This window comes from Bacteroides sp. GD17, assembly GCF_038448625.1.
Lineage (GTDB): Bacteria > Bacteroidota > Bacteroidia > Bacteroidales > Bacteroidaceae > Bacteroides.
Window position 1 is genome coordinate 1 of the sequence record NZ_JBCEZS010000012.1, and the last position, 26,834, is coordinate 26,834.

General features: G+C 49.2%; 23 protein-coding genes. 11 read left to right on the forward strand and 12 right to left on the reverse strand.

What is annotated here, in order from left to right:
• The 4 genes from AAE250_RS16945 to AAE250_RS16960 all read right to left on the reverse strand — a co-directional run.
• Positions 1-388: DNA-3-methyladenine glycosylase I (locus tag AAE250_RS16945; protein WP_342289177.1), on the reverse strand; the 388-nt coding region annotated here is incomplete at its 3' end.
• 481 nt (positions 389-869) lie between these two features.
• Entirely contained in the window at positions 870-1,427 is a 558-nt protein-coding gene (gene nadD, locus AAE250_RS16950) for a nicotinate (nicotinamide) nucleotide adenylyltransferase (protein WP_294597567.1), read from the reverse strand.
• A complete protein-coding gene (gene gmk, locus AAE250_RS16955) occupies positions 1,424-1,987 on the reverse strand; it encodes a guanylate kinase (RefSeq protein ID WP_294597564.1) in 564 nt (187 codons plus the stop codon). Before gmk ends, nadD begins: the two co-directional genes overlap by 4 nt.
• A gap of 1 nt (position 1,988) precedes the next feature.
• On the reverse strand, positions 1,989-2,867 hold the full coding sequence (locus tag AAE250_RS16960; protein WP_294597561.1) for a YicC/YloC family endoribonuclease: 879 nt from the start codon (positions 2,865-2,867) through the stop codon (positions 1,989-1,991).
• A gap of 91 nt (positions 2,868-2,958) precedes the next feature.
• On the opposite strand from AAE250_RS16960, the gene tsaB reads away from it, so the two are divergent.
• Genes tsaB through rseP form a run of 7 tightly spaced genes read left to right on the forward strand, consistent with a single transcriptional unit; the run spans position 2,959 to position 9,615 of the window.
• The gene (tsaB, locus tag AAE250_RS16965) at positions 2,959-3,651 is read left to right on the forward strand and encodes a tRNA (adenosine(37)-N6)-threonylcarbamoyltransferase complex dimerization subunit type 1 TsaB (protein ID WP_294597558.1); all 693 of its coding nucleotides are present in this window, start codon (positions 2,959-2,961) and stop codon (positions 3,649-3,651) included.
• 30 nt (positions 3,652-3,681) lie between these two features.
• Positions 3,682-4,302, forward strand: coding sequence for a DUF4290 domain-containing protein (locus AAE250_RS16970; RefSeq protein ID WP_294597555.1), 621 nt, complete (start codon positions 3,682-3,684; stop codon positions 4,300-4,302).
• Positions 4,303-4,311: 9 nt separating this feature from the next.
• The gene (murA, locus tag AAE250_RS16975) at positions 4,312-5,616 is read left to right on the forward strand and encodes a UDP-N-acetylglucosamine 1-carboxyvinyltransferase (RefSeq protein ID WP_294597553.1); all 1,305 of its coding nucleotides are present in this window, start codon (positions 4,312-4,314) and stop codon (positions 5,614-5,616) included.
• Positions 5,616-6,152 carry a ribosome maturation factor RimM gene (gene rimM / locus AAE250_RS16980; protein ID WP_294597550.1) on the forward strand — a complete coding sequence of 179 codons (537 nt, stop codon included), beginning with the start codon at positions 5,616-5,618 and terminating at the stop codon, positions 6,150-6,152. The genes murA and rimM overlap by 1 nt, the downstream gene beginning before the upstream one ends.
• 49 nt (positions 6,153-6,201) lie before the next feature.
• Complete coding sequence (locus tag AAE250_RS16985) at positions 6,202-7,074, forward strand: M23 family metallopeptidase (protein WP_294597547.1); 873 nt, start codon at positions 6,202-6,204, stop codon at positions 7,072-7,074.
• A 33-nt stretch (positions 7,075-7,107) separates the two neighbouring features.
• Complete coding sequence (locus AAE250_RS16990) at positions 7,108-8,259, forward strand: 1-deoxy-D-xylulose-5-phosphate reductoisomerase (RefSeq protein WP_294597544.1); 1,152 nt, start codon at positions 7,108-7,110, stop codon at positions 8,257-8,259.
• Positions 8,260-8,283: 24 nt separating this feature from the next.
• On the forward strand, positions 8,284-9,615 hold the full coding sequence (gene rseP, locus AAE250_RS16995) for an RIP metalloprotease RseP (protein ID WP_294597541.1): 1,332 nt from the start codon (positions 8,284-8,286) through the stop codon (positions 9,613-9,615).
• Positions 9,616-9,745: 130 nt separating this feature from the next.
• Here the strand turns inward: rseP and AAE250_RS17000 are convergent, their stop codons facing one another.
• Positions 9,746-10,645, reverse strand: a complete 900-nt coding sequence (locus AAE250_RS17000; protein WP_294597538.1) for a diaminopimelate dehydrogenase — start codon at positions 10,643-10,645, stop codon at positions 9,746-9,748.
• A gap of 166 nt (positions 10,646-10,811) precedes the next feature.
• Here AAE250_RS17000 and ruvA point away from each other — a divergent pair, with 166 nt between their 5' ends.
• Both ruvA and AAE250_RS17010 read left to right on the forward strand, forming a co-directional pair.
• A complete protein-coding gene (gene ruvA / locus AAE250_RS17005; protein WP_294597535.1) occupies positions 10,812-11,414 on the forward strand; it encodes a Holliday junction branch migration protein RuvA in 603 nt (200 codons plus the stop codon).
• Positions 11,415-11,512: 98 nt separating this feature from the next.
• The gene (locus tag AAE250_RS17010) at positions 11,513-12,508 is read left to right on the forward strand and encodes a DUF3843 family protein (RefSeq protein ID WP_294597532.1); all 996 of its coding nucleotides are present in this window, start codon (positions 11,513-11,515) and stop codon (positions 12,506-12,508) included.
• 196 nt (positions 12,509-12,704) lie between these two features.
• Here AAE250_RS17010 and AAE250_RS17015 read toward each other — a convergent pair whose 3' ends face one another.
• Together AAE250_RS17015 and gdhA are read right to left on the reverse strand one after the other, a co-directional pair.
• The gene (locus AAE250_RS17015; protein WP_294597527.1) at positions 12,705-13,868 is read right to left on the reverse strand and encodes a M24 family metallopeptidase; all 1,164 of its coding nucleotides are present in this window, start codon (positions 13,866-13,868) and stop codon (positions 12,705-12,707) included.
• Positions 13,869-14,012: 144 nt separating this feature from the next.
• The gene (gene gdhA, locus AAE250_RS17020) at positions 14,013-15,350 is read right to left on the reverse strand and encodes an NADP-specific glutamate dehydrogenase (protein ID WP_294597525.1); all 1,338 of its coding nucleotides are present in this window, start codon (positions 15,348-15,350) and stop codon (positions 14,013-14,015) included.
• Between the two features lie 448 nt (positions 15,351-15,798).
• Between gdhA and AAE250_RS17025 the strand changes: the two genes are divergently transcribed.
• Together AAE250_RS17025 and AAE250_RS17030 are read left to right on the forward strand one after the other, a co-directional pair.
• Positions 15,799-18,189, forward strand: a complete 2,391-nt coding sequence (locus tag AAE250_RS17025) for a glycoside hydrolase family 9 protein (protein ID WP_294597522.1) — start codon at positions 15,799-15,801, stop codon at positions 18,187-18,189.
• Between the two features lie 68 nt (positions 18,190-18,257).
• Positions 18,258-19,061, forward strand: a complete 804-nt coding sequence (locus AAE250_RS17030) for a ThuA domain-containing protein (protein WP_294597519.1) — start codon at positions 18,258-18,260, stop codon at positions 19,059-19,061.
• A gap of 142 nt (positions 19,062-19,203) precedes the next feature.
• On the opposite strand, the gene AAE250_RS17035 is transcribed toward AAE250_RS17030, so the two are convergent.
• The 5 genes from AAE250_RS17035 to AAE250_RS17055 form a co-directional block, all read right to left on the reverse strand.
• Positions 19,204-21,516 (reverse strand): glycoside hydrolase family 3 C-terminal domain-containing protein, encoded by a 2,313-nt coding sequence (locus AAE250_RS17035; protein WP_294597779.1) that lies wholly within the window; start codon positions 21,514-21,516, stop codon positions 19,204-19,206.
• A gap of 59 nt (positions 21,517-21,575) precedes the next feature.
• A complete protein-coding gene (locus AAE250_RS17040) occupies positions 21,576-22,535 on the reverse strand; it encodes an ROK family protein (protein ID WP_294597516.1) in 960 nt (319 codons plus the stop codon).
• Between the two features lie 34 nt (positions 22,536-22,569).
• A complete protein-coding gene (locus tag AAE250_RS17045; protein WP_294597514.1) occupies positions 22,570-23,556 on the reverse strand; it encodes a response regulator transcription factor in 987 nt (328 codons plus the stop codon).
• A gap of 188 nt (positions 23,557-23,744) precedes the next feature.
• Positions 23,745-25,097 carry an IPT/TIG domain-containing protein gene (locus tag AAE250_RS17050; protein ID WP_294597511.1) on the reverse strand — a complete coding sequence of 451 codons (1,353 nt, stop codon included), beginning with the start codon at positions 25,095-25,097 and terminating at the stop codon, positions 23,745-23,747.
• A 35-nt stretch (positions 25,098-25,132) separates the two neighbouring features.
• Positions 25,133-26,827 carry a RagB/SusD family nutrient uptake outer membrane protein gene (locus tag AAE250_RS17055; protein ID WP_294597508.1) on the reverse strand — a complete coding sequence of 565 codons (1,695 nt, stop codon included), beginning with the start codon at positions 26,825-26,827 and terminating at the stop codon, positions 25,133-25,135.
• Between the last annotated feature and the right edge of the window lie 7 nt (positions 26,828-26,834).

The window sequence follows — 26,834 nt, forward strand, 5'->3', positions numbered from 1 at the left end:
GTTGCCGATTGGGAAAGAATGATAAGATATAGTTATAGAAACTGCCGAACTCTTTCTGAACAGTCATAAACAGTTTCGCATTGTTGATTGCACTATTGATTTTTAACCGATTTTTGACGATTCCATCAAATTGCATCAATCGCTCGACGTCTTCCGAGGTCATTTGCGCAACTTTCTCCACATCAAAATGATGAAAGGCTTCGCGATAACCTTCACGTTTCCGGAGGATAGTAATCCAGGATAAACCTGCCTGAGCACTTTCGAGTAACAGAAACTCAAACAGAGTTTTGTCATCGGTAGCGGGTCTGCCCCATTCTTCGTCATGATACTTTATGTATAGTTCATCTGTTCCGGCCCAACCGCAACGTGCATTTATTATATCTTCCATATTTTCATAACCTGATTAGTATATTAAGCACATTCATAGTGCTCTACGTGCAAATATACAAAAAGGAATAATCATAATCAAGTATTGAATATTTCTTTTCTGACAGATTGTCTATGAGTCACGCCCGTTTCTATATAGAGAAACGCGCGTTCCCATAAGAGGAAACTGCAGTTCCCATTAGGAGAAACGCGCGTTCCCATGAAGAGAAACTGTCGTTCCCGTTGGCAGAAACGCGCGTTCCCCTCCAGTAGGAAACTGTAATTAATTCATTTACAATACATTATTCAGACTTATACCTTCCTATTCCTAACAGAGCAGCACTATGAGAGCAAACGCTTACTCTCATAGTTACTACCAGGGTTACTCTCATAGCTCAAACGCCCATGAATAAAGGGATACAGAGCTTTTATGAGGGTATGAGGGTAAAATGCGTTGCAACTTTTATTTGAGAAAGGAATTTTCCTCCTAAAACAAGGGAGATTTATCTTTTCAACCTTGCGTAGACGGCAGGATGAAGGAAGTAGCGAATGTTCTTTCCTTCACTCAACGCCCTGCGTATAAAGGTAGAACTGATTTCAAAAACGGGTGAAGATGCCAGCTTCACATGCTGCGGCAAAGAATCGGCATTCACCGGATAACCGGGACGGGGGTAAACTATGATAGGATTCTCTGCAAGTATCCGCTCCGACTCATACCAACGGGAAAAGAGCAGCCAATTATCCGAACCTACAATAAGATGAAATAGATGTTCGGGATAAGCCTTCTTTAACTTATCCAGCGTATGAACAGTATAAGACGGACGGGGCAAATGAAATTCAAAATCAGAAGCACGGAACTTGGGATAATCGGCAATGGCAAGTTGCACCAATTCCAGACGAAGTTTGTCGTCCATCAACTCACCTTCTTCTTTCAGCGGATTGTGCGGTGTGACCATAAACCATACTTCATCCAGCCCCTCGTATTCGCAAAGATAATTAGCGAGAGCCAGATGTCCGATATGCACCGGATTGAATGAGCCGCTGAAGATTCCTATATTCAAAGCTTCAAAAATTCACTGATTACCTTCAAAGCCTCTGCCTTCGCCGTCTCCAAGTCATCATTCACAATCACCGTATCGAACTTCGGAGCAAACGTAAGTTCATACTCTGCTTTCGCAACCCGGCTTTCGATGATTTCGGGAGCATCCGTAGCACGACCTACCAACCGCTTGCGCAATTCCTCTACCGATGGAGGCTGGATAAAGACAGACAAAGCACGTTCGCCATAGAACTTCTTGATGTTGCAACCGCCTACCACGTCTACATCGAACACCACATTCTGTCCGGCAGCCAACTGAGTCTCTACTTGCGACTTCAGCGTGCCGTAATAGCGATCCTGATACACTTCCTCATACTCCAGGAATTCATCATTGGCGATGCGACGACGAAACTCATCGGGAGTCAGAAAGAAATATTCCACTCCGTCTTGTTCCGTGCCGCGCGGCGGACGACTGGTAGCCGAAATGGAAAAAGCCAGGTTCAAGTTCTGGGTCAACAGATAGTTGATAATCGTTGACTTGCCCGAACCCGAAGGAGCTGAAAAGATGATAAGTTTACCCATATTACATTACGTTCAAGACTTGTTCCTTGATTTGTTCCAGTTCATCCTTCATCTGAACGACAATCTTCTGCATCTCGGCATGATTGGACTTACTGCCCAGCGTATTGATTTCGCGTCCCATCTCCTGAGCGATGAAACCGAGCTTCTTACCCTGTCCGTTTCCGCTTTCCAAAGTATTGATGAAGTATTTCAGATGATTGCTGAGACGCTGTTTCTCTTCGTTCACGTCCAGCTTCTCAATGTAATAGATAAGTTCCTGCTCCAAGCGGTTCTTGTCATAATCCACGCTCAACGTTTTTTCGAGTGCATCGGTGATGCGTTCCTTTACTTTCACAACCCGTTCCTTCTCGTACGGAGTAATTGTTTCCAGCAGGGAAGCAATATTGGCTATTTTCTCACGGAATTTCTTCTCTAAGGCCGCACCTTCCTGCTTGCGGAAATCTACAAGGTGGTTGACTGCCTCTACTACGGCAGCATGGGCTGTAGACCACTCTTCATCGCTCAACTCCTGCGTTTCGTTCTTCGTCATCACGTCCGGCATACGGAGCAAGGTCGAAAACCAGTCGGCAGGTTCGGGGATACCGGTTGCTGCAGAAATTTCCTGAATCTTCTTATAGTAGGCCGCTACCACGTCCTGATTGATGGGAGTGGCAAGCTGTTCGGCATCCTTCTTTTCAATCCAAAGGCTGAAATCCACCTTGCCACGTTCCAGTATCTTAGATATTTCGTTACGGATTTCCATCTCCTTCTCCCGGTAAAGCGGAGCGATACGGGTGGAGAGATCCATAGCCTTACTGTTGAGTGACTTGATTTCAACGTTGATTTTCTTATCGGACATTTCGACCGTTGCCTTGCCGTAGCCCGTCATTGATTGTATCATAATGTTATAGTTTTGCGCAAATTTACGCGATTATTTTAATTACTGAAAATAATCACGTAAATTTGCCACAATAAAATTAAGAATAAAAGTTATGTCATGTATCTTGCATATTGAAACGTCCACATCGGCATGCTCCGTAGCCGTGAGCGAAGACGGGCAGAACGTTTTCAAGAAAGAAGACCTGAAGGGGCCTTCACACGCCGTGCTACTGGGCGTTTTCGTGGACGAAGCGTTGTCGTTTGCCGACAGCCATGCCATGCCGTTGGATGCTGTTGCCGTAAGTTGCGGACCCGGTTCGTACACCGGACTGCGTATCGGCGTATCTATGGCAAAAGGCATCTGCTACGGACGCAATCTGCCGCTTATCGGACTGCCCACGCTGAAAGTGCAATGTGTGCCGGTATTGCTCTATCACGAAGAATTGCCGGATGATGCACTGCTCTGCCCCATGATAGACGCCCGCCGTATGGAAGTTTATGCCGCCATTTACGACCGTGCCCTGAAACCGGTACGCGACATTGCAGCCGACATTGTAGACGAAAACTCCTATACCGAGTTCCTCGATAAACAGCCCGTTTACTTCTTTGGCGACGGCGCAGCCAAGTGCAAAGAGAAAATCACGCACCCCAACGCACACTTCATCGACGACATCCGCCCACTGGCCAGCATGATGTTTCCGCTGGCAGAGAAAGCCATCGCCGAGAACGATTATAAAGACGTAGCTTACTTCGAACCCTTCTACCTGAAAGAGTTCGTAGCAAGCATGCCGAAGAAACTCCTTTAATTTTTAATTATTAATTTTTAATTGCCAAGTATGCAATATAATACCCAACAAAAACGGATGCCCCTGCCTGAATACGGCCGCAGCATCCAAAACATGGTAGACCACGCCCTGACGATTGAAGACCGCGCCGAACGCCAACGTTGTGCCAACACGATTATCAACATCATGGGAAATATGTTCCCTCATCTGCGCGATGTGCCCGACTTCAAACATAAGTTGTGGGATCACCTCGCCATCATGTCGGACTTCAAACTGGACATCGACTATCCGTACGAAATCATCCGCAAGGATAACCTGAACACCAAACCGGAGAATGTCCCCTACCCCAGCACCAAAATCCGTTACCGCCACTACGGCCGTACGCTCGAAGTGCTGATAAAGAAAGCCATCGACTTCCCCGAAGGAGAAGAAAAGCAGAACCTGATAGCGCTGATCTGCAACCACATGAAGAAGGACTACATGGCATGGAACAAAGATACCGTGGACGACCGCAAGATTGCAGACGACCTTTCCGACCTTTCTGACGGCAAGCTGCAAATGACCGACAGCATCGTCCGCCTCATGGCCGAACGGATCGATCTGAACTATCGCCCGAAGATGAACATGAATAACCGGAACAACAACCGGAATAACGGCAAACGTAAATACTAATCAAAACCCATGGCATCATTTGTAATTGAAGGAGGACACAGCCTTTCCGGTGACATCTACCCCCAAGGAGCGAAGAACGAGGTATTGCAGATTATCTGCGCCACGCTCCTCACTGCCGAAGAGGTGACTGTGCACAATATCCCGGACATCCTGGACGTCAACAACCTCATCCAACTGATGCGGGACATGGGAGTGAATGTTTCCAAGAAAAGCATCGACACCTACAGCTTCCAGGCTGCCGACGTCGACTTCGCCTACTTGGAAAGCGATGCATTCCTGAAGAAATGTTCCAGCCTACGCGGTTCCGTCATGCTGGTAGGTCCGATGGTGGCCCGCTTTGGCAAAGCCATGATTTCCAAACCGGGCGGAGACAAGATAGGACGCCGGCGACTGGACACGCACTTCATCGGCATTCAGAACCTGGGTGCTGACTTTGCCTACAACGACACCCGCGAAATCTACGAAATATCGGCCGAACAGTTGCATGGCACTTACATGCTGCTGGACGAAGCCTCCGTGACGGGTACCGCCAACATCGTAATGGCCGCCGTACTGGCAAAAGGGAGAACAACCATTTACAACGCCGCCTGCGAGCCTTACGTACAGCAACTGTGTAAAATGCTGAACCGGATGGGCGCCAAGATAGAAGGAATTGCCTCCAACCTCCTCACCATCGAAGGTGTGGACGAACTGCACGGCACCAACCATACCATCCTGCCGGATATGATCGAAGTGGGCAGTTTCATCGGCATGGCCGCCATGACGAAAAGTGAACTGACCATCAAGAATGTCTCACACGAGAATCTGGGCATCATCCCCGACAGCTTCCGCCGCCTCGGCATCAAAATGGAGCAACGGGGAGATGACATCTACGTGCCTGCACAAGACAGTTACCAGATAGAGTCTTTTCTTGACGGCTCCATCATGACCATTGCAGATGCTCCCTGGCCCGGACTGACACCGGACTTGCTCAGTGTGCTGCTGGTAGTTGCCACACAGGCCAAAGGCAGTGTGCTGATTCATCAGAAGATGTTCGAAAGCCGCCTGTTCTTCGTCGACAAACTGATAGACATGGGTGCGCAAATCATTTTGTGCGACCCGCACCGTGCCGTTGTCATCGGACACGACCACGGCTTCAAGCTGCGCGGCGGCAACATGACTTCACCCGATATCCGTGCCGGTATCGCCCTACTGATAGCTGCCATGAGTGCGGACGGCATCAGCCGCATCCACAACATCGAGCAGATAGACCGCGGATATCAGAACATTGAAGGGCGCCTGAATGCCCTTGGTGCAAGAATAACGAGAATATAATGATAAGAAGAGAAGAAGTATATAAGATAGGTGTATTCAACAAACCGCACGGCATTCACGGAGAGTTGTCATTTACTTTCACGGACGACATTTTCGACCGGGTGGAAGCCGATTATCTAATTTGTCTGTTGGACGGCATCCTGGTGCCTTTCTTTCTGGAGGAATACCGTTTCCGTTCGGACACAACCGCCCTCGTCAAGCTCGAAGGAGTAGACACGGCAGAACGTGCACGCATGTTCACCAATATCGAAGTCTACTTCCCCGCCAAGCATGCCGAAGAGGCCGGACCGGAGGAACTGAGTTGGGACTTCTTCGTAGGTTTCCGCATGGAGGAGATTCATCACGGCCGGTTGGGCGAAGTGACGGATGTAGATACAACGACTATCAATACTTTGTTTGTGGTAGATCATCAAGGAGAAGAGTTGCTGATTCCTGCTCAGGAAGATTTCATTGTCGGCATCGACCAGAAACATAAAGTCATTACGGTGGATCTGCCGGAAGGATTGCTGGCGCTGGATGAGACGGAAGAGGTGTGAGAAGTGATAGGGTGATAAGTTATGAGTGATTGGGTTATAAGGCGATAAGATGGCAATAAAGAAGAAAAACAAGAAACGGAGCAAGGCTTTTTGGAACAACATCAAGTTCAAATATAAGCTGACCATTATCAACGAGAATACGCTCGAGGAAGTGGTAGGTCTGCATGTGTCCAAGCTGAACGGAATCTCTGTATTGCTTTCCGTACTGACGATCTTGTTCCTGATAGCTGCCGTCATCATAGCATTTACTCCCCTGCGAAACTACCTGCCCGGATATATGAACAGTGAAGTCCGCGCCCAGGTGGTGAATAATGCCTTGCGTGTAGACTCACTCCAACAACTGGTAGAGCGGCAGAATCTGTATATCATGAATATCCAGGACATCTTCCAGGGTAAGATAAAAGCAGATACCGTACACTCCATAGACTCGCTGACCAACGTGCGCGAAGACTCGCTGATGGAACGCACCCAACGCGAAGCGGAATTCCGCAAGCAGTACGAAGAAACAGAAAAGTATAATCTGACTACCATCACAGCCCGTCCCGAAGTGGACGGATTAATATTCTACCGCCCTACTCGCGGCATGATTTCGTCGCCCTTCAATGCTGAATTGAAGCACTTCGGTACGGACATTGCCGCCAATCCGGGTGAGAGCATATTGGCCACCCTGGACGGTACCGTCATATTGAGCACCTATACAGCCGAAACCGGCTATCTGATAGAAGTACAGCATAACCAGGACTTCGTATCCGTCTACAAGCATTGCGGCTCTCTCCTGAAGAAGGAAGGCGAGACGGTGAAAGCCGGTGAAGCCATCGCATTGGTAGGAAATACCGGAGAACTGACTACCGGACCACACCTCCACTTCGAGCTATGGCATAAGGGAAGAGCGGTGAATCCGGAACTGTATATTGTGTTTTAGGTGATAGAGTGATAAAAGTGATAAAGAGATAAAATGAAGAAACAAATAGCTATACTCGGTTCTACCGGCTCCATCGGCACACAAGCCCTTCAGGTCATCGAAGAGCATCCCGACCAATACGAGGCGTATGTGCTGACCGCCAATAACCGCGTAGACGATCTCATTGCCCAGGCCCGCAAGTTCAAGCCCGAAGCAGTGGTGATAGCCAACGAATCGAAATACACTCAACTGAAGGATGCGCTTGCCGACCTGCCCATCAAGGTGTATGCCGGCGAAGAGGCACTTTGCCAGATTGTAGCGGAAACTCCCATCGACATTGTACTCACCGCTATGGTGGGCTATGCCGGACTGAAACCGACCATGAACGCCATCCGTGCCCGCAAAGTGATAGCCTTGGCCAACAAGGAGACGCTGGTTGTTGCCGGAGAACTGATCAACGACCTGGCACGCCTCAGCGGTACGCCCATACTGCCCGTCGATTCCGAACATTCCGCTGTATTTCAGTGTTTAGCCGGAGAAATAGGCAATCCGATAGAAAAAGTGATACTGACTGCTTCCGGCGGTCCGTTCCGCACCTGCACGATGGAGCAACTGACAACCGTCACCAAAGCGCAAGCGCTGAAACATCCCAACTGGGATATGGGTGCCAAAATCACGATAGACTCTGCCTCGATGATGAACAAAGGGTTCGAGGTGATTGAAGCGAAGTGGCTGTTCGGTGTACGCCCCGACCAGATAGAGGTGGTGGTACACCCGCAATCCGTCATCCACTCAATGGTGCAGTTCGAAGACGGAGCCATAAAAGCACAGCTTGGCATGCCGGACATGCGCCTGCCCATTCAGTATGCATTCTCTTACCCGGACCGCCTGAAGGCTTCTTTCCCGCGTCTGGATTTCAAGCAATGCACGGAACTGACGTTCGAGCAACCGGACACGACACGTTTCCGCAACCTGGCGCTGGCTTACGAAGCACTGCACCGTGCGGGAAATATGCCGTGCATTGTCAATGCGGCTAATGAAGTAGTAGTGGCTGCTTTCTTGCAAGACAAAATTTCGTTCCTCGGCATGAGCGAAGTAATAGAAAAGACAATGTCGCGCGTATCCTATATACAGAGGCCTACTTACGAGGACTATGTGGCAACGGATGCGGAAGCGCGGCGGATAGCAAAAGAAATGATAATATAAACAAATAAATTAGCAGATTATTAGATGGAAACATTCTTGATTCGTGCCCTGCAACTCGTTATGAGCCTTTCGTTGCTCGTTATCGTTCATGAGGGAGGGCACTTCCTTTTTGCTCGACTTTTTAAAACACGAGTGGAAAAGTTTTGCTTATTCTTCGACCCGTGGTTCACATTATTCAAATTCAAACCCAAAAACAGTGAAACAGAATACGGCATCGGATGGTTGCCCCTGGGCGGTTATGTAAAGATAGCCGGTATGATAGACGAGTCCATGGACACCGAACAGATGAAACAGCCCATGAAGCCATGGGAGTTTCGTGCCAAACCAGCATGGCAACGCCTGCTCATCATGATAGGCGGTGTATTGTTCAACTTCCTGTTGGCATTGTTCATCTACTCCATGATACTCTTCACCTGGGGCGATGAATACATTCCGGTACAAAAGGTGCCGCTGGGTATGGACTTCAACGAGACAGCCAAAGCAGTCGGCTTCCGCGACGGTGACGTGCTGATTTCTGCCGACGGCGTAGCCCTCGAACGTATGGGAGGTGATTTGCTGACAGCGATTGTCGATGCACGCCAGGTGACTGTATTGCGCGATGGAGAAGAAGCCTCCATATACATTCCCGAAGATATGATGAACCGCCTGCTGGCGGACAGTGCACGCTTTGCCGATTTCCGCTATCCGTATGTGATAGACAGCATTCCAGCCGGTACTCCTGCCGCTCTTGCCGGACTGCAACCGGGCGACAGCATCATACAACTGAATGGAAAGAATATCTCATTCTCCGATTTTGAAGAAGATAAAGCGCAACGCAGACAAAACAATGCGACGCATGAACTGCTTCTGACCTACGTCCGCAATGGTGTGACAGATACGTTGACAGTTACTACTGATTCTCTATATAATATAGGTGTATATGCCAGAACGCGTACAGCCCAACTGCTGCCTGTCGTAAAAAAGGAATATAGCTTCTTCGCTTCATTCCCCGCAGGTGTCACCCTCGGTGTCAATACGTTGAAAGGTTACGTCGGCCAGATGAAATACCTCTTCTCAAAAGAAGGAGCCAAGCAGCTGGGAGGTTTCGGAACCATCGGCAGCATCTTCCCCGCAACATGGGACTGGCATCAGTTCTGGTATATGACGGCGTTCCTCTCCATCATCCTCGCTTTTATGAACATCCTGCCCATCCCGGCATTGGACGGCGGACACGTATTGTTCCTGATATACGAAATCGTAGCACGCCGCAAGCCAAGCGACAAGTTCATGGAACGGGCACAGATGGTAGGTATGTTCCTGCTCTTCGGCCTGCTGATATGGGCAAACTTCAATGATATTCTAAGATTCTTCTTCTGATAAACAGCAAATAAAAAACGCATCATCTGTTCCTGAAAAACGGATGATGCGTTTGGGTAAAATAGATGATGCGTTTAAGGCAAACAGATGGTCTGTTTGAGGTAAACGCATCATCTGTTTTTTTATGCCCTTATACCAAGTGTCCGATCCACTCTTCGCGATCGCCAGGAAGGAGATCGATCACCGGAATTTCAATCATGGTGTAACAGCCCGGCTGCTGACGCATGGCGGCACGAGCCACACATACCAATACCTGAGCCGTTAGTGCAGGATTGTTGATACGCATATTGAATTCGAAAAGCTGGTTCTGTGTCTTGCCCGATACACCCTTGCGGGTCAGGTTTACACCATGCCCCATGTCCAGCAGTGCATCTACGCTCTGAACAAGCTTCACATGTGTTTCGTCATTCACAAAATACGGGTCGGCCTTGATGGCGGCAGCTACTTTGTCAAACTCGTAACCATCTTTCAGTTCGATGTAAACCATGCGACGATGAATACCCGTTCCGGTGGGGATAGTCATGGAGAGAGCGGCTTTTACACCGTCGATAGCCTTTACAGCCACCGTATGTCCCATACTCATACCCGGACCGAAGTTCGTATAGGTGATGCCCTTCGGAGCAATGGCTTCGAGCAGGGTGCGGACGATTGAATCGCTTCCCGGGTCCCAGCCGGCAGAAATGATAGATACCGTATTGTGAGCCTTAGCCTCTGCATCCAGCGTACGACGCAAGTCGGTGATGCCCGTATGGATATCAAAGCTGTCTACCGTATGAATGCCCAAAGCCAGAATCTCTTTTGCATACTTCTCCACGCTGCGGGTGGGTGTACAAAGAATAGCTACATCTACACTTTCCAATTCCTGGATATTCTTTACAACGGGATATTCACTCAGTTCCGCAGGACGGTTCTCGGCTCCGGCACGGCGTACTACACCGGCAATCTCAAAATCGGGAGCTGCTTGCAGGGCTTCGAGCACAAAGTGTCCGATATTGCCATAACCAACGATGGCTGCTCTTACTTTTTTCATTCTTTTACTGGTTTTGTTTATCAGTTTTCTATATTATCGGCACAAAAGTAATCATTTTCATTTATATACAACGATAGAAGCAGCCACTGTTTCACAGAGTTTTTCTTTTTTTAGTGACTGAAAGTTCGATAATAATTCCTACATTCGCGGACGATAAGAAGCATTTATGATAGAATACATCAAAGGCGGAATTGCCGAACTAAGTCCGGCAACCGCAGTAATAGACTGTAACGGACTGGGATATGCCGTTAATATCTCCCTGAATACGTATGCTGCCATTCAAGGCAAAAAGGAGTGTAAGCTATATATATACGAAGCCATCCGCGAAGATGCCTATATCCTCTATGGCTTTGCCGACAAGCAGGAACGGGAACTGTTCTTGCTGCTGATCTCCGTATCGGGCATCGGCGGCAATACGGCACGGATGATTCTTTCGGCACTCTCCCCTTCCGAACTGGTCAACGTCATCAGCACCGAGAATGCCAATCTGCTGAAGACCGTGAAAGGCATCGGGCTGAAGACTGCCCAACGCGTGATTGTAGACCTGAAAGATAAAATCAAGACCGGCAGTATGGCTGCAGGTACTGCCGGAACAGTGGGTGCGCTGATGTCCGCAGCCAATGCACAAGTGCAGGAAGAAGCCATAGCCGCCCTCACCATGCTGGGCTTTGCACAAGCCCCCTCGCAGAAAGTGGTATTGGCCATTCTGAAAGAAGAACCCGATGCACCGGTAGAGCAGGTCATCAAGCTGGCATTGAAAAGATTATAAGAATCTTATAAGAAAAACAGCCAGTGCAGTAAATATTTTTGCCCGGTTATGGCTATTGTATATTAAAATCGGTTATCTTTGCCGGAAACGAGCAAAATATGACAAGAATTACAATGAAGCATTGGCTGGGTGCCAATGAACGTAGCCACGTAGTGCCAAGCGATAAATGGTATCTGGACTTTTCCAACAAGACTCTTCCTCTTATCAGGCAATCTCCCTTGTTCAGAAATGAGGACGATTATACTCAGGACGATGCCGCTATCAGTTTCGGCATGTACTTCCAGGATGCCATCTCTCAGAACGGAGGTTGGAAAGTATTTTCGGAGGCCTATCATGAAAGATATGGAAGTTATCTGCCCTTCTATCCGCTGACCGACGAGTATGTACCCGACGAAGTAAACAAGGAGGATATCTCCTTTATTATATGGACTTTAAAGTCGCATGCCACCCTCTACGAAGAGGGCAAATATTATTTATTCGATCCTTTTGACAAGGATTTGCTCGCATTGAGCCAGTCCGTCTACGAGTTGATGGATGCCTGTTTCGAAGAGGCACCAATCAGCGAAGAAGAGACTTTATTCCTTTGGGTGATGGGACCGGACTTGCTGGATATGCCCATAACGCCACTCCCGGAAGTTACACCGGAAACCAAACTGAGCAAAGACGTAGCGCGTTGCTTGGAATACAGCGGAGGCAAACCATTGCTCTATTTCCCCACTTATCAGAAACTGCGCTCTTTCTTTGTCGAAGTATTGGAGTGGGACAAGAATCCGGCTTCCCTGTTGCCCGACTTGAAAAGCAAGAAAGAGTTCGTGATTTACGCCAATGCCAAAGGTATGCTCGTGGCACACGATGTAGCCGCTTACTTCTGCGAAGAGCATAATCCGATGTATAATGCCAAACGAGCCAGGAAACACGGTTATGATATGTTCTGCCATCCGGGCGCTTGTCCGTTCGACTTATTGAAGTATGGAATGGCGAAGGGACTTCTGCCCGATGTAGCACTCCCCTTCCCGAACGGAAAAGAGGTGTTGCACCAATATTGGGACTTCATAGCCCGTTACTATTTATGCGAATATTATGAGGGGGAATAAGGATACCGCCCCCCGCCCCAAGCGGACCGGCAAAGCCAAACCAACCGGGAAACGGATTGGAAAATCAAAGCCGGCGAAGGCGAATAACCAACTTAATAGAAGGGTGAAATAGTTACGAGCTACGAGCTACAAGTACCATGCGGCAAATAGCGCAGCGACTTGTAGCTTGTAACTCGTAGCTTGTAGCTCGTAACTATTACAACTCAATAATCTCTTCCTTACAGAGTGTAAGTTTCTCCAGACCGTCCGTCGTCACTGCCCAAGAGTTTTCAATACCTACAGGACCTACGCCCGGCAATACAATCTTCGGTTCCAAAGCGAAAACCATGCCCGGTTCTAATTCTTGCTTCATACGCGGAGCCAATACCGGCATTTCATTTATCTCCAGGCCGATGCCATGACCGATGAACTTAGCTTTCTGGCCTACTCCCATAAAGTAATCGGCAAAACCGGCTTTCGTGACAATATCAATAGCTGTATTGTAGAGGTCTTCACAAACTGCTCCCGGTTTTGCTTTTCCGGCAACAGCTTCCTGAATTTCCAGACAAGTCTGATGGGCAGCATAAGCCTGCTCCGGCAACTTGCCGATAGAGAATACGCGGCTCATATCTCCCATATAGCCATAGAAGTTTCCTCCCAAATCTACCATCACACTCTGTCCCTCTTTCAGCTGAGTACCATTGGCACCGCCGGGCAGAGACGGATCAAGCCCTTCACCTCCCAAAGCAAAGTCGTACGGTGAAGGAGCTGCAGCATTATCTCCGGTCAAAAGGCTTCCCATGAATATCTCCATGCTCTGACCGAACACACGGAAGATTCCCAGACAACCTTCCAGACGCATCAGCCGTTCTATCTCTACCGAGAACTGGTGGTCTGTCATTCCCGGCCGATAAACAGAAGGTATCTGTTCGTAGGCTTTGGCATGTGCTATGCCGGAGCGACGGAGGATTTCAAGCTCTATATTCGTTTTTATACTCCGCGCTTTGCGGATAAGAGAAGTACCACAAGGCAACACTTCTGTCTCGGGGAAACAGGCAGCCAGACGAGTGTACTCGGTAAAAGGCAGTTCGTCACCTTCCAACATCAGCTTGGCAGGTATCGGCAAACCACATTCTTTAAGTAATTCGGGAAGCTGTTCGGGCTTACGGATGGTATGAATATGCTCTCCTTCAATATTATTGGGGCGCTTGATGAACAAACGGGCCGGAGCATTCAGCGGCAAATACAGGTAACCACTGACAACACGTCCATACGTATAGATTAAATTTACATTGCAAGTGATAAGAGCGGCATCGATTGCTTGTTGAGCCATAAGTGCGCGTATCTTATCGCGTCTCACTTTCAATTCGGGTTGTAACATCTCTTTGTTATTTATGGTTTCAAGATGCAAAAATAACGATTTTAAGTCATTTATCACTCATAACTAAAAAAAAGTACTGCCCGGACCTTCGCAGGGGCGGGCAGCACAAACCACAAATACAAATACAACTAAACAAAGTTTCTCTTAGATAATTCCCTGACCCATCATGGCGTGAGCCACCTTCATGAAGCCTGCAATATTCGCACCCTTCACGTAGTTGATGTAACCGTCAGGTTCTGTCCCATATTTTACACACTGTGCATGAATACCGTGCATGATGGCGTGGAGTTTCTCGTCCACTTCGGCTGCACTCCAACTGAGGTGCATAGCGTTCTGCGACATTTCCAGTCCACTGGTAGCCACACCACCGGCATTTACAGCCTTGCCCGGTGCATACATTATCTTATTTTCAATAAAGAGGTCGATAGCTTCGGGGGTGCATCCCATGTTAGAGATTTCACCTACACACATTACCTTATTATTAATAAGGTGCTGTGCATCTTCACCGTTCAACTCGTTCTGAGTAGCGCAAGGCAGAGCGATATCTGCTTTTACTTCCCAAGGACGTTTGCCGGCAACGAAAGTAGAGCCGGGGAATTCGTCAGCATACGGAGCCACGATATCGTTACCCGATGCACGGAGTTCCAGCATATAGTCTATCTTTTCGCCACTGATGCCGTTCGGGTCATAGATGTAGCCGTCAGGTCCGGAGATGGTAACGACCTTAGCTCCCAATTCGGTAGCCTTGGTAGCAGCACCCCAAGCCACATTTCCGAAACCGGAAATAGCGATAGTCTTACCCTTGATATCAATGCCTTTTGACTGCAACATTTCGTTCACAAAGTACAATCCACCGAAACCGGTTGCTTCGGGACGAATCAGCGAACCGCCGAATTCCATACCCTTACCGGTGAAAGTACCTGTAAACTCACGAGTCAACTTCTTATACATACCGAACATATAGCCTACTTCGCGACCGCCTACACCGATATCACCGGCAGGAACATCCATATCCGGACCTATGTGACGCCACAATTCCAGAATGAAAGCCTGGCAGAAACGCATGATTTCAGCATCGCTCTTTCCACGTGGAGAGAAGTCGGAACCACCCTTACCACCACCCATCGGCAATGTGGTCAAGGCATTCTTAAAGGTTTGTTCGAAACCTAAGAACTTCAGGATAGAAAGATTCACGGAAGCGTGGAAACGAATACCGCCTTTGTACGGGCCAATGGCATTGTTGAACTGTACACGATAGCCAAGGTTAGTCTGAACATCACCCTTATCGTCCACCCAAGTAACACGGAAAGTAAAGATACGATCGGGTTCTACCAATCGTTCAATGATTTTTGCTTTCTCGAATTCCGGATGTTGATTATAGATATCTTCGATAGAAAGAAGTACTTCCTTTACGGCTTGAAGATATTCAGACTCGCCGGGATGCTTTGCCTCCAAAGAGGACATGATACGTTCGATATTCATAATATTACGTTTTAAAGGTTATTACCTTGTTGACTTAATGTTATCCGATCAAAATGTCAGCGAACAACACTGCAAATATAGGGAAACTTTTCAAAATAGCTAAATTACATAGTGATATTTTGATTAAATAATGATAAAACGTCAAAATAGCAATCAAAATCTCCTGGTAACATGCTGCATATTCCTCTCATTTTCGGTCAACAACCCGGTTTCACGGGATAAAGTTATAAAATAATAAACAATAAACAAGCAGAGAAGAAGAATATAAAGATAAAAAATGAAGAAAAAGCATTCGATGCCCAGGTTTAAAAAACATCTCCTGAGGTTCAGATTCTATCATTTCCCTGCATTTAGATAGTTTTTAAAGTATTTATGGCAATTATCAAACCTCATTTTGACAAATAATGGCTAACCTTGCAGCACAGAAACCAAAGGTTGACATTGAAAAATGAGAAAGACACTATTTATCTTACTTCTACTATCCGCAAGTAAGTTTTCTACATACGGGCAAGTTCGCCTGACTCAGGATGCAGAGTTGGAAAAGCAACTTTATGAAAGCGGATTGATACATCAGCCCCTGCCGTTAAATACCGGGAATTCTTTTGAAGCTAACGGGTGGAAGAAAGAAGTGTTGCAAAGTGACACGCTTCCTCTATCGGAAAGCCTCAAGTTGCAATTTCCCACCTACACCGGGAAAAGGGCTACCGGCTCTCCTTCCGATCCGGACTATGCCACTTACGGAAATAGTAGCGTCGCCTATCAACTGAATGGCGCCAATCTGGAACGGTACAACCGGATTGTATTCTCCATATACCCCGATTGTGACGGCGCCCGCGTAGTCAACGTGAACCTTACGTTTGTAAATGCCGGTACTCCCGGCAAGCAAGGCTACAACCAGCCTACCGGTTCACACCTTATTAATCTGGTGAACAAAGAGTGGAACCAGTGTTTTCTCGAGATAGACGAGTATCAACGGGACAAGGTCATGGAAATCCGTTTCAGCACCGCCCAGAAAGGTAAGGACCGGACAACGGGGGATTCTGCCGTTTACTACATTAATAATCTGCAATTGCAGACGGTGAAGAATCCGGAAAAGGTAAGCGGATGGGTACCTGCCGAAGGGAAGATTGTCTATTCGACTACGGGATATGCCTTGAACAGTCCGAAAACGGCTATTGTCAATGTAGATACACCTATATATAATAGTAGGCGATTCCAGTTGCTGAATCCGGATGGTGAGACAGTCTACGAGGGAGACATCAAAGAAGAAACGAGTACTATCGGGCGGTTCGGACTCCTTGATTTTACAGCCTTCGACCGTCCTGGTGAGTATAGGTTGAAAGCAGGCAATCTGCTAACCCCCACCTTCCGAATCGGAGAAAGCATTTGGGAGGACTCGCAATGGAAAGTGCTGAACTTCATCTTCTGCCAGCGTTGCGGATATCCGGTTCCGGGCAAGCACGGCACTTGCCACATCGACCTGATGTCCCGGCACGATGGGCGCAGCATCTCCTACGCAGGCGGATGGCACGATGCAGGCGACCTCTCGCAACAGACGCTTCAGACGGGAGACGTAACCTTCGCGCTGCTGGAAGCCTACAACAAACTGAGGAATAAGAATATCGCCCTTGCCGCCCGCCTGCGGGAAGAAGCCGAATGGGGCGTGGAGTTCATCCTGAAGAACCGTTATGGCGACGGTTACCGTGCCAGCAGTGTAGGACTCCTGATCTGGCAAGACGGTATATTCAATACCCTGGATGATATCTCCACGGTACGTGTACAGAATATGGCATTCGACAATTTCCTGTATGCCGGATATGAAGCATACGCCTCCATGACGCTGGACAACGACCCGATGCTGCAGGAGCATCTGCTCCGAGTGGCCGAAGAAGACTTTGCATTTGCCATGGAGAAGTATAAAAGAGACGGCTTCGACAAGTTTCTGCAGCCTTACGAACATAGTTACAATACTTCCGAAAGCCAGTATATGGCCACCATATCCTGGTCGGCAAGCCAGCTCTATAAGCTGACGCACAAGCCTTATTATGCAGAAATAGCCGCCGAGTACATCCGCTATACGCTGGACTGCCAACGTACTGAGCCATTGAATGACAAGGACAAGACTTGTGGCTTCTTCTATCGGAACACATCGAAACAGTCAATAATACATTATATACATCAGTCCCGCGAGCAGGTCTACATGCAAGCCATGAGCCTGCTGTGCGAGACGCAACCGGAGCATCCCGACTTCCCCCGATGGGCACGCTCCATAGAACTGTACGGCAATTATCTGAAAGGACTGATGAAGTACACCCTCCCGTACGGAATGATACCGAGCGGTGTATATCATGCAGAGGAATATAAAGATACCACCGGCTTCTACGCCCTCCACCTCTTCCCGCCCACTAATGCGGAGGAACTATATACGGAGCAGATAAAGCAAGGCATCCGGCTGGATAAGGAGCATTATGTGAAGCGCTTCCCCGTCTGGTTCAATATATTCAACGGTAACACGGCCATTCACCTCTCGACCGGGAAGGCAGCTGCTATCTGCGGAAACTTTCTGCAAGATAAAGAGTTACTCGACATCGGCAGGGAGCAGTTGTACTGGACCGTGGGCAAGAATCCCTTCGGACAATCACTGATTTATGGAGAAGGACACAACTACCCGCAACTGAACAGTTTTTCTTCCGGTGAGATAACAGGAGAAATGCCGGTAGGCATACGTACCCTTGGCAATGACGACATCCCCTACTGGCCACAGACGAACAATGCCTGCTATAAAGAGGTATGGGTGACATCGGCAGGGAAGTGGCTGTCGCTGATTGCGGAATATTAAATGGGTGATAAAGGGATAAGGAGATAGGTGATAGTTTACTTAATATAAATGATAAATAAAAAGAAGACATGAGAAACATTCTAATTTTGTTATTCAGTGTTTGTACTTTGTTGGTGCATGCACAAGAGCCTGAAGGCTATCCGGCTAACTACGCACGTGCGCCCCGCTTCAAGGCATTGGTTTATTACACGCAGCATGTAGAAGAAGCGCATGTGCAGTTTGCTGAACAGGCTGTACAGTTCTTTAAGAAGCTGAATTATGGTAATGGTTTCGTATTGGACATTACCACAGACTTTTCGCAATATCCATACGAGAAACTGAAAGAGTACAACGTTATTATCATGCTTAACACAACCCCGAGCAGCAAGGCCGAGCGTGATGTTTTTGAGCAATATATGGAGAACGGCGGAGGTTGGGTAGGATTCCACGCCGCCGCCTATAATGACAAAAACACGAATTGGCCTTGGCTCGTCAAGTTCCTTGGCGGCGGGGTGTTCTATTGCAACAACTGGCCCCCCCAGCCGGTATTGGTTGAAGTTGACAATGCAGAACATCCCGTCACTAAGAACTTGCCGGCATCATTTGTGGTGCCTGCCAGCGAGTGGTATCAGTGGAATCCCAGTCCCCGCCAGAACAAGGACGTGGAAGTGCTGCTCTCCCTCTCCCCCAAGAACTATCCGCTGGGCATCAAAGATGTGGTGAAATCCGGAGACTTCCCTATCGTATGGTCGAATAAGAATTACAGAATGGTTTACCTGAACATAGGGCATGGCGACGAAGAATTTATTGACGCCACACAGAATCTTTTATTGGTCAATGTTTTCCGTTGGGTAGTGAGCAAGGATAAAAAGGGAGATCCGTTCCTTAAATAAAAGGTTCCCATAACGGCAATCAAGAAAGCAAAAGGATATAGTATTTTTTGACTTCGCTCAGAAATATAATCTTTTGTACCGAGACAGATACTTTTGCCTGTAAAAAGTATCTGTCTCGGTCATTTTATATAGATACCCGTTTCTAAAATTTTAGTTCATCAAGAGCCATCGTCGGCTTCAATACGTCATTAACCTTTTCCGTGAATTCCTTAGATAACTGATAGCTCCCTGCACCACGGATATCCTCGATGGAAGCACCGAACTTCACAAGGTATTTTCCTTTGGCACTCACCCAACTTTGTGTGCTTTCATCAAAAGAAGCCAAGTCATAGTCGGATACATTGAACATCAGCACTTCACTTTCGCCAGGCTGCAACAGTTTGGTTTTGGCAAAAGCCTTCAACTCGCAAGCAGGCTTTTCCAGTCCGCCGGCGGGAGCGGAAACATAGAGTTGGACACTTTCGCGTCCGGCCGTCTTACCGATGTTTTTAACGCGGATGGTGGCTTTGAATCCTCCGCCGACAGCTTTTACAACAGGAGCATCATAAGCAAATTCCGTGTAGCTCAATCCGTAACCGAAGGGGTAGGAAACCGGTTTATTTACGGTATTAAAATAGCGGTAACCGATGTTGATGCCTTCTTTGTGCAGGGTATAGTCCACGTTTTCACGCCCATTGCTACCTCTTTGTCCACTGTAGCCATTGAGCGGGAAGTTACGTGAAGAGGGATGATCCATGGCAGTGACAGGAAAAGTCATGGCCAGCTTTCCCGACGGATTTTCTTTGCCCAGCAATACATCCACCACTGAGTTTCCTCCTTCCTGTCCAGGCTGCCATGCCAGAAGAATGGCATCGGGAAGACTTTTCCAAGAAGCGGTTTCAACAACGCCACCCACGTTGAGCACGACAATCACTTTCTTGTCGAGGGCATGGAAAGCATCGCAGAGGTCATTTATCAGTTTCAGCTCTACTTCGCTCAGGTTGAAATCGTTTTCAATCGTGCGGTCCTTACCTTCTCCAGCCTGACGGCCGATGGTGAGGATGGCCACATCGGCTTCTTTAGCCTGATAGGTGATGCAGTCTTTGCCGACGGGCATTTCTTGTATATCGCTCTCTTCACTGTAATAGCCGTGGGACTTGCCGCGGTCGCAACGATTCTTGATACGCTGGTAATCGAGGTATCTGGCATATAGTTCTCTCAAGTTTCCAGTGGTTTCAAGTTCGGCATTATTGAGGCCTTGTTGCATATTCACTACGTAGGGCTTGACGACGTTACCCGAACCTGTGCCACCTGCCCAGAAGTTGTAGGAGGTACAGCCGAAGAGGGCGACTTTCTTCACGCCTTTCAGGGGCAATGCAGCATTGTCGTTTTTTAGTAGTACCATGCCTTCGGCTGCCGATTGGCGAGTGAGGATGGCATGAGCTTTCAGATCAGGGTTGTCACTGTATTTATATTCTCTGAAATGAGGGGTTTTCACAATGTAGCCCAGCATTCGCTTTACGCAAATGTCGATGTCTGCTATAGAGAGCTGGTTAGTCTTCACCTTGTCGAGAAGATCATCCACTTGCTTTTGTTCACCCGGTTGCAGATGATCGTTGCCGGCATGTATCTGGGCCGCAGTGTTGCGCAACCTAATCCAGTCACTCATTACGATACCGTCGAATCCCCATTCGTCACGTAGAATAGTGGTCAGCAACTCACGGTTCTCCTGAGTGTAAGGGCCGTTCAGGCGATTGTAAGAGGACATGATGGTCCATGGATGACTTTCCTTCACGGCTATTTCGAAGCCTTTCAGGTAGATTTCGCGCAGCGCGCGTTGGGAGACGATTTCGTTTACTTCCGTACGGTTCGTCTCCTGACTGTTGACGGCAAAATGCTTCGGACAGGCTCCTACGCCGTTACTTTGGACACCGCGGATATAGGCGGCAGCAATCTTGCCGGTCAGCACAGGGTCCTCAGAGAAATATTCATAGTTACGGCCGCAAAGCGGTGAACGGTGTATGTTCATCCCCGGCGCCAGAACAACATCTACGCCGTATTCCAACGTTTCATTACCGATTGCCTGGCCGATGGTTTCCACCAGTTCAACGTTCCACGAGCAGGCGAGCAGGGAACCTATAGGAAAACCTGTGGCGTAATAACTTTTCTTGTTATCGGGACGTGTCACTACGACAGCACCGGCAGGACCGTCGGCAAGCCCGGTGGCAGGAATCCCCAACCGTGAAACTGCTTGAGTAAATCCGGAGATATTCGGGTCCATCACACGAGGAACCGTATCCTGTTCCTCATAACCCCCAAAGAGATAGTCGTTACGACCTACCAGGAGATTTACTTTCTCTTCCAAAGTCATAGCCTTGACAATCTGATCAATATTGTCGGCCCGTAAGTTCAATGATTGGGCATTTACTTGCCCGGTGCAGGAAAACAATAGCGCACCCACTATTAAATTTTTCATTTTCATGGCGTTTCGTTTTTAAAGTTCATTTCATCCGTAAAAGCAAGAGGCAAAGGTTACTATTTCTCGCTCAGCAACTCCTCCATGCCGTCGATGGCCAAGGCTCCAGCACCCAGCAGGCAAATGAACCTCGGGTTGAGCTTGGTAATCACTACGCCGTTGGTGAGAAAGCGCATAGTCACGTCATGCAGCTGTTGCTGAATCTTCTCCAATAAGAAGCCATCAGCCACCATCTCGCCACCCAGCACCACAATATCGGGGTCGGAGACGCGCACCAGGTTCATTATCAGGTCGGCCAATGCCGCCACTGCGTTCTCCACCAGCTTCACACACAACGGGTCGCCCTCACGGCTCAGCCGGAACACTTCCTCCACCGACACGCACTCATCATCGCCCGGTATGGGCAGGCGCGTGTCATACTGGCCGCGCAGCAGACGTGCACAGCTGTCTATGCCCATGCTGGAGGCTATGGTCTCCACGCAGTCGGTCCGGCCGCAGGGACATTTCACGCCTACGGACACCCCCACCCGCATGTGACCGACTTCACCGGCATTGAAGTGGCTGCCACGTATCTGGCGCCCCTCCACGATGATGCTGGCGGCAATGCCTGTGCCCACATACAGGTAGATGAGGTTCTGCGAAGTCTTGCCGAAACCCCAACGCTGCACGGCGCGCCCCGATGCCTTCACGTCGTTGTCGATGAAGCAGGGCAGTCCCTCGGCGTCCTCCACCCGGTGCACCACATCGATGGGTTGCGTCCGGGCCGGGTCTATCTGGTGCCAGATACCGCGCTCGCCGTCCACACGTCCGATGAGCCCCATCCCGATGGCGCAGGGCGTGCCCACATAGCCTTCGTGGAGTCTATAGTCTTCCAGCGAACAGAGAATCAAGTCGAGCAAAGCCTCTTGATTAAAGCAGTTCACATGATAGCGTTTCAACCTTAATATGTTGCCGTTGGCATCCATTTCGCCAACCATCATGCTTGCCCCGTTTAGAGCTACGCTGATATATGTATCCATATTCTTAATATAAAGTTAAATCCAATAATATCTATTATACTTTGGTAGGGCTGATGCCAAACTGCTTCTTGAAGCATGTGCTGAAGTACTTCGGGTCGGAGAATCCCACACGGTAGGCCACCTCACTCACATTCAGTTCCCGCGAGAGCAGCAGCTCGTACGCCTCGTTCAAGCGCACTGTCTTGATGAGGTCGTTGAGTCCATGCCCCGTCAGCACCTTTATCTTACCGTAGACGGTGCTACGGCTCATGTCCAGTTCCTGGCAGAGCTCGTTGATGGAGAAGTCGGAGTCCAGCAAACGTTCCTTTATAATAGCCACCACGCGGTCCATCAGCTCCTTATCCTGCCGGTTCTTGTATTCCATCTTGCTCAGCACAGGGGCCATCACCGCCTTGTCGAGCTGCTCCTGGTTACGTTTCAGGATAGAGCGGATGCGTGTGTGCAATACTGTCATGTCGAAAGGCTTGACAATATAGTCTGTGGCACCGGCCTCCAGGCCATAGATGATGTTCTCGCGCTCCGACAAAAAGGAAATCAAGATGACAGGAATGCGGCTGGTCTCCACATTCTGGCGCAGTGCATGGCATAGTTCGTAACCCGTCATGACAGGCATGCGGACATCAGAGATCACAATGGCAGGACAGTTTTCACGGATCAAAGCAAGTCCCTGCTCACCATTCTCTGCCACCAATACCTCGAAGTCGGCAGACAACTGTTGTCCCAGATAATCGCGCATCCCGGCATCGTCGTCCACTACCACAATCTTATGCTTCGGCATATCCTGCCGCCCCTCCTCCTCGCCTGCAGTCTCCGGCGTCGCCCCCAAGGGAGGTATGCTTACCAAAGGCACTTCCGCTTCGGTTAGAGACAAGGGTACCTGCATGTCGAGTCTTCGCTCCGTCTCCATAGACTGCGCTGGTATCCGCTGCTCCAAGGTCTTCAGGCGAAGAAACAGCGAGACGCAGGCAAATGCCAACGCCACTACCACCAAAATCAATAAACACAATAATACAATCATCATTGTCATAAATACGTTATGTTACTGTCAGTTCGATACAACTGGAGTATCCTCTACCACCCCGCCCTTTGGGCACCCCTCCTCCCGGGGAGGAGGGGAGTAAGTCAGTGAAAAGCCCGCCGAAGAACTAATGTTCTCCGGCGGACTTGGAATGTCTGCAGATACCAGGCCATGATTTCACGACATGGTGCCTACTCCGTCTTGATCTGGATCTTGATGATGGTGATGTCCCCGCCAATAATGAGAGCGGTTTCAGAGCCGTTCATCGTTGTCGCCATACCTTCCGAGATCTCGAACTCCAGGAAGTCCTCACCGGCGGCAAGGGTGATGTTGTTGCCGCTTTCACCGCCCTCGCGGATGAAGGGAGCACCCCACGCACCGTCGCACAGGCAGAACGTCTGAGGAGCGTCATGGTGAGTGAACGTGAACTTAATGGTCTGTCCGGCTTCCGGCGTTATTGCCGAGAGGTCGAGCTCCGATGCCGGGAGATACCACCACCAGCCGGTAGTGTATTCGCCCTGCCAGAGTGTAGGATACTCGCGGTACAACTCAATCTTCTTCAGCGTGAAGTTAACACCACCGACAATGATACCACCACCCCCTTTCAGAGTTTCGGCCATACCCTGCGATATGGGGAATTCGAGTTCGGTAGTACCTGCATCAACCCATACGGTGTTATTACCTTCGCCGTCGACATCGGGCGCACCCCAGTTACCATCGCATACGCATATGCTGGCACCATCGGGATTATCGAAGGTAAGACGCATCATAATACCTTCGCGAATCATGAAACCTTCAAGATTCAGTTGGTCTGACGTCAGGTACTGCCAGTCGTCCCAACTGGGGATATTGGCATTGCCTTGCCAGATGGGAGCATATCCTTCGCCTCCGGTTTCCTCGCTGCCACCTACAACCTCGTCGGACAGCGTTACCTCCGGCAAAGTATACTTCTTGCCACTGCAGTCTTCGATGACCACTTGGGTAGGTCCGGCTTTTATGCCCATGGGCGAATAGATGTAGAGAGAACCGGTAGCTTTGCGCTTGAAGCTGCTTGCATCTACCACAATGTCCCGGCCATCTTCACCGGGGAAGTAAGCCTTGGTGATGAATTCGAGGTCGTTGCCGTATACCTCCACACATTCGTTGATTTTTATCTCCTTGTCGAGAGGAGCCACGCGCAGAGGCTCTGGCTTACCGATGGTCAGCCTCATGACCGACTCTACCGATTCGCCGTCGGCTTCTATGGTTACTGTTCCTCCCTCTGCAGAAATGCCAGCAGGGGTTATTACGGAGATATAGCCGTTGCCTACTTTGGTAATGCTGCTTGTAGAGACATTGCCGGGGAACACAACGGAAGTGGCCTTCTCAAGACCTGTACCGGTGATGGTAACAACCTGCCCTTCCATAACTTTTGTAGGCAGGACAGACTTCACCATAAGCACATCGTTGGCATCCGCCGCATCATCATCGCTGCACGAGGTCAGTGCCATGTTCGACAGTAATGCGAAGCCTGAGGCCAGAAGATATATAATATGTTTTTTCATAAGTCTTATTCGTTTGATATTTCATTGAATCTGCTTTACCAATTGGGGTTCTGCGTCAGGTTGCCATTCTTCTGAAGCTCAGATTGTGGGATGGGGTACAGATAGTACTTCTCGTCCCACTGGCGAGCCTTGGTCACGCGGTTGAGAATCAGGTTGCCGTCTCCATTCAGCTTGAAGTCTGCCACATCGACACTCTTAAAGAACTCGGCACCTTTCTTCCAGCGACGTACATCCCAGAAGCGCTGACCTTCGAAGGCAAGCTCTACCATGCGCTCACGCATGTAGCGCTCTTCAAAGCCATTGCTTCCCTGGAACTCGGGCATCATGATGTCGGGACGGTTACGAAGCACGTTAATGGCCTCGTTGGCCGAGAGGCCCAGATCGCCCGGTTCGTCAGCATTGCCGTAGTACTGGTACATGGCCTCGGCATAGTTGAGGTAAACCTCGGCCAGACGCATCACAATCCAGTTGTGGCGAGTGGTAGTCTGGTTGTTGGCTGTGGTCACGCAGTTACCGTCCACAAACTTCTTCAGGTAGTAGCCTGTGGTAGTTGCACCATACTTGGGAGCACCGTTGAAGCCACCCTGATACGTCTCAATGGTAATCTGCTGAGTTGCGTTGGAGGGCCAGAGGTCGCCGTTCTTCACTACAGTGAGTTCGAAACGCGGGTCAAGGCCATCGTATGGATTCTCGGCAGTCACGTCCACATCTCCGGGATGCTTCTCCCGGAATGTCTTGCCGTCGGCTTGATATTCGTAGGCGTCTACCAGTGCCTGCGTAGGGCAGTTACCGGAGTTACCATTCTCTACCCCTACCGGATAATTGTACTTCTCGAAGTTGTTGCTTGCCTGGGTGCCCAGTACGAAGATGAATTCAGGATTGGTGAATGTATCGTGCCCCCACAGGTTGGCATAGCTGCTGAGCTTGTAGCCCCAGCGCTGCGCATTATCGATGATGACCTTGCTGGCAGCAGCGGCCTCTTTCCAAAGCTCCTTATTATTATCCGTATTGAACAGCGGGGAAGCCTGATAAAGAAGTACACGTGCCTTCAGTGCAAGAGCAGCCCCACGGGTGGCACGACCAATCTCCTGACCGGGAATGTCATTGTACGATACGGGCAGATACTGGGCCACGGCATCCAGTTCGTTGATGATAAACTTGAACACCTCCTTGGCCGGAGTGCGCTCCACGCTGTTGGCCTGCTCATTGGTGAGGGTTGTGGTCACCAAAGGCACATCGCCGTAGGCACGTACCAACTCGAAGTAGAAATAGGCACGGAGGAAACGCAGCTCGTAAGGGAATATCTCGAACTGCTGCACCATGGTCTGATAGTCGGGATCGTATTCATAATCCGACAGGTCTATCTTGTGGATGCGCTCAAGGTACATGTGCACCTGAGTGATGGCACGATATGAACTGGTCCATGTGGTCGCGAAAGGATTCGAAGGAGTCCAGCCACCGTTGAAATACTTGTGAATAGGTGAGAAGGAAAGTGCAAACTCAGACTCGTCTGTGGCACTGGCTATCAGGGCACCGTCACCGTAGACATTGTCTTTGAACTCGCTCGGCATTTGTGCATAGACATCGTAGACGAGAGCCTTGATACCGTTGAGGGGACTGTTGTAGGTCCAGTCCTCATCGCGGTTCGAAGCTTCGTTGTAATCCAGGTCGGCGCAGCCTGCAAATAGTGCTGCTGCCATACCTAAAAGAGCATATTTTATCTTGTTCATAACTGTA